Origin of the sequence: uncultured Flavonifractor sp. (assembly GCF_944387675.1) — a bacterium.
Classification (GTDB): domain Bacteria; phylum Bacillota; class Clostridia; order Oscillospirales; family Oscillospiraceae; genus Flavonifractor.
The window spans coordinates 1-4,081 of record NZ_CALXFV010000142.1; the positions used below are offsets into that span (position 1 = coordinate 1).

Below are 4,081 nucleotides of genomic sequence, written 5' to 3' on the forward strand. Positions count from 1 at the left end.
AAATCGCCAGGTCAATTGCATGGGTCTCAATCCAATGAAGCGCATCTGCCGCATTGTAGAATTGAAATACCTGAAAACCCTCGTTCTCGAGGTACAAGGAAACAAGATCAGCAATTTCCTGCTCATCGTCTACAATTAGTATGTTTTCCTGCTGCATAGAAATGCTCCTTTCCTTGAACTTAAACGATTATAGCAGATTCTTATCAATTAGTTTTTTGCAAAAAACCTAAGAAACTATTGAGATTTTACAAATGAGCGCCCGGAGCAGCCCGGCGGCCTGCTCCGGGCGCTTCCCCTGGAGCAGATCGTTGGTCCTCAGCATCACGATCAGCAGATCCGTGTCAGCGGGGAAGAGGGGGGCGGCGGACGGAATTTCCCGGCCGGTTTTCTCGGCCAGAATGTCCACCCAGCGGCAGTCCGCCTCGTAGCGCCCGCCGAACCAGGAGCGGGGATCATAGCCGAATGTGTTGGAATCGCCGAAGCAGATGATCTTCATCTCACAACTGTCCTTTCCCGGCAAGTGCTGGAAACGGAGCGGGTCACCGCAGCCGGAGGCGGAGCCATTTTTGACGGCCTGGATGGCGTGCTGCCTGAATCGGGCCTTGGCAAGATCATCCGCAACGGGAGGGGCGCCCTTTACCGTCCGCTTCAGCGCTTCCATCTTGGAACGGGTGAAGTCCGGGCCGGAGAGCTTGGTCCTATGCCCGGCCATCCTTTTCAGCGGGGGCTCCAGAAAACTGGTTTTCCCGCTCCGTTCCCCCTGTTCCGCCGGGACATTGTTCCCGCTCCGTCTGGAAACGGCGTGGCAGGCCTTCCAAATTCAGTATAGCATGGCCGGAGGAGGACTGTCGCGTTGGAAGTTTCGGAAGACTTTGAATAATTTATAAAAACTTTGGCCTAACCCCTAGGCAAATGTGGAAAACTATATTAAAATGGGGTGGACTGAAATACCATATAGAAGGGGTTGGAAGTATGAGCGAACCGCAGTATAAGCGGGTGCTGCTGAAGCTCAGCGGCGAGGCGCTGGCAGGTGCCGCCAGCCGCGGGCTGGATTTTGATGTGATTGGAAGCGTCTGTGACGTCATCAAGAAATGTGTGGCGCAGGGCGTGCAGGTGGGCATTGTGGTAGGGGGCGGCAACTTCTGGCGGGGCCTGAAGGACGGCGGCGACCGGATGGAGCGCACCCGGGCCGACCACATGGGTATGCTGGCCACCACCATCAACGCCTTGGCTGTGGCCGACGTGCTGGAGCAGAAGGGGGTGGACGTGCGGGTGCAGACGGCTATTGAGATGCGCTCGGTGGCCGAACCCTATATCCGCTCCAAGGCCATCCGGCATATGGAGAAGGGGAGGGTGGTGATCTTCGGCTGCGGCACCGGCAATCCCTTCTTCTCCACCGATACGGCGGCGGTGCTCCGGGCGGCGGAGATTGACGCCGACGCCATCCTGCTGGCAAAGAACATTGACGGGGTGTACTCCGCCGACCCGAAGAAGGACCCCAACGCGGTGAAGTACGACACCATTACCTATGACGATGTGCTGGCCCAGCACCTGCAGGTGATGGACTCCACCGCCACGTCCCTGTCCATGGACAACAAGATTCCTGTGATTCTCTTCGCCCTGAAGGACCCGGAGAACATCCTGCGGGTGGTGATGGGCGAGAAAATCGGAACCATCGTCAAGGAGGAACCGTGAAATGAAGGAAGTCAACAAGGAATTCGACGCGAAAATGCAGAAAACCATTGATGTGGTCATGAGCGATTTCGCCAGCGTCCGGGCGGGCCGGGCCAACGCGGCCGTGCTGGACAAGATCACGGTGGACTACTACGGCGCTCCCACCCCCCTGAACCAGGTGGCTGCCATCTCCTCGCCCGACCCCCGCACCCTGATGATCCAGCCCTGGGATTCCAGCCTGCTCAAGGCCATTGAGAAGGCCATTCAGACCTCCGATCTGGGCATCAACCCCCAGAACGACGGCCGGGTGATCCGCCTGGCCTTCCCCCAGCTCACCGAGGAGCGCCGCAAGGAGCTGACCAAGCAGGTGCGCAAGTACGGGGAGGGCGGCAAGGTGGCCATCCGCAACATCCGGCGGGACGCCATGGAGAAGTTCAAGGCCATGGAGAAGAAGTCGGAGATCACGGAGGACGACCGGAAGGACTTTGAGAAGGAGCTTCAGGACATCACCGAGAAACGCTGCAAGCAGATTGACGAACTCACCGCCAAGAAGGAGACCGAGCTGATGGCGGTCTGAGCCGGCGGGTACGGACGGTGCGGGCCACCCGGGTGACCCGCACCGAAATCTTCATGGAAAAAAGCGGGTAGGAATGGACTATGGCATTATTGAAATCATCAAAAGACAGCTGGGAGGCGCAGGTGGATTTTGACCATCTGCCCCGCCATGTGGCGATCATCATGGACGGCAACGGCCGCTGGGCCAAGCGCCGGGGCCTGCCCCGGACGGCGGGTCACGCCGCCGGGGCGGAGAATTTCCGCACTATCGCCACCTACTGCCAAAAGATCGGGCTGGAATACCTGACGGTGTACGCCTTTTCCACGGAGAACTGGAAGCGTCCCCTGGAGGAAGTATCGGCCATTATGGGGCTGCTGAAGAAGTATCTGCTGGAATCCATTGAAAAGATGGAGCGGGATAAGGTCAAAATGCACTTTTTCGGGGATCTGACGCCCCTGCCCCAGGAGCTGCGGGAGATGTGCGAGCGGACGGAGGAGATTTCCAAGCGGTATGACGGCATACAGCTGAACGTATGCCTCAACTACGGCGGCCGGGATGAGATTGTCCGGGCGGCCCGGGCCTTTGCCGCCGACTGTGCGGCGGGGACGCGGAAGCCGGAGGCGCTTACCGAGGCGGATTTTTCCGCTTATCTCTACTCCGCCGGCGTACCAGACCCGGACCTGGTGATCCGGCCCAGCGGGGAGATCCGGATCTCCAACTTTCTTTTGTGGCAGTCGGCCTATGCCGAGCTGTACTATACCGACGTGCTGTGGCCGGATTTTTCCAAGGAAGAACTGCACAAGGCGCTGGTGGCCTATCAGGGGCGCTCCCGCCGCTATGGAGGTGTGTGAGTGGTCAAGCGAGTGATGGTGGCGGTGATTTTTATCCCGCTGCTGCTGGTGGCCATCTATGGGTTGTCGCCCACCATCCCGGTAATCCTGCCCATTATCGTGTCCGGCCTGTCTATGATCGCGGTCCACGAGGCCCTGTGGTCCACCAGCTTTTTGAAGCATCCCCGGGTCTCCGGCTATTCCATCGCCACGGCGGGCCTCATCCCCTTCTGGTCCTATTACAGCGGGACGCTTCTGCCCATTCTGGCCTGGATGTTTATCTATGTGCTGGTGCTGTTCTGCGCGGCCATGACCAGCCACCGGCGGATCGGACTGGAGAAGATGGGCGGTGCCTTTTTCCTGGCGGTGGTCATCCCCTTTTTCCTCTCCTCCTTCCTGCGCATCCGGCTGATGGAGCAGTGGCGGGCGCTGGTGATCCTGCCGCTGGTGATTGCCTTTATCAGCGACGCCTTCGCCCTGTTTGCCGGCATGGCCTTCGGCAAGCACAAGCTGGCCCCGGAGCTCTCCCCCAAAAAGACGGTGGAGGGGGCGGTGGGCGGCTTCCTGGGTGCCGTTGTGTGTACGGTGCTCTATGGACTGCTCCTTCATCTGGTGTTCCATTACGAGGTGAATTACCTGCTGCTGGCCCTGTACGGCGCTCTGGGCAGCGTGGTGTCCCAGCTGGGGGATTTGTCTTTTTCCTATATCAAGCGGGAGTACGGCATCAAGGATTTCGGCAATGTGTTTCCCGGCCACGGGGGTGTGCTGGACCGGTTTGACAGCGTGATTTTCTGCGCCCCCCTCACCGAACTGCTGATCCATTGCCTGCCCGCCGTGGGAGGCTGAATATGAGTCGTTGTATTTCTTTACTGGGTTCCACCGGTTCCATCGGGCGGCAATCACTGGATGTGATTGCCGCCTGTGGCATGACGGTGGCCGCCCTTACCGCCAACCGGGATGTGGAGCGGCTGGAGGAGCAGTGCCGCCGCTTCCGGCCGAAGCTGGCGGTGATGATGGACCC

Annotated in this window: 6 protein-coding genes and 1 pseudogene; 5 read left to right on the top strand and 2 right to left on the bottom strand. The window is 59.4% G+C overall.

What is annotated here, in order from left to right; translation table 11 throughout:
* Positions 1-157: response regulator (locus Q0J74_RS10570; protein WP_297214430.1), on the bottom strand; the 157-nt coding region annotated here is incomplete at its 3' end.
* Between the two features lie 69 nt (positions 158-226).
* Positions 227-712, bottom strand: a complete 486-nt coding sequence (locus Q0J74_RS10575) for a hypothetical protein (RefSeq protein ID WP_297214420.1) — start codon at positions 710-712, stop codon at positions 227-229.
* A 260-nt stretch (positions 713-972) separates the two neighbouring features.
* Between Q0J74_RS10575 and pyrH the strand changes: the two genes are divergently transcribed.
* The 5 genes and pseudogenes from pyrH to Q0J74_RS10600 form a co-directional block, all read left to right on the top strand.
* Positions 973-1,695, top strand: coding sequence for a UMP kinase (gene pyrH / locus Q0J74_RS10580; RefSeq protein WP_297214422.1), 723 nt, complete (start codon positions 973-975; stop codon positions 1,693-1,695).
* 1 nt (position 1,696) lies between these two features.
* The gene (gene frr / locus Q0J74_RS10585) at positions 1,697-2,251 is read left to right on the top strand and encodes a ribosome recycling factor (protein WP_297214424.1); all 555 of its coding nucleotides are present in this window, start codon (positions 1,697-1,699) and stop codon (positions 2,249-2,251) included.
* An 80-nt stretch (positions 2,252-2,331) separates the two neighbouring features.
* On the top strand, positions 2,332-3,081 hold the full coding sequence (locus Q0J74_RS10590; protein ID WP_297214426.1) for an isoprenyl transferase: 750 nt from the start codon (positions 2,332-2,334) through the stop codon (positions 3,079-3,081).
* On the top strand, positions 3,082-3,906 hold the full coding sequence (locus tag Q0J74_RS10595; protein WP_297214428.1) for a phosphatidate cytidylyltransferase: 825 nt from the start codon (positions 3,082-3,084) through the stop codon (positions 3,904-3,906).
* A gap of 2 nt (positions 3,907-3,908) precedes the next feature.
* Positions 3,909-4,081 (top strand): annotated as a pseudogene (locus Q0J74_RS10600) (1-deoxy-D-xylulose-5-phosphate reductoisomerase); the annotation flags it as partial.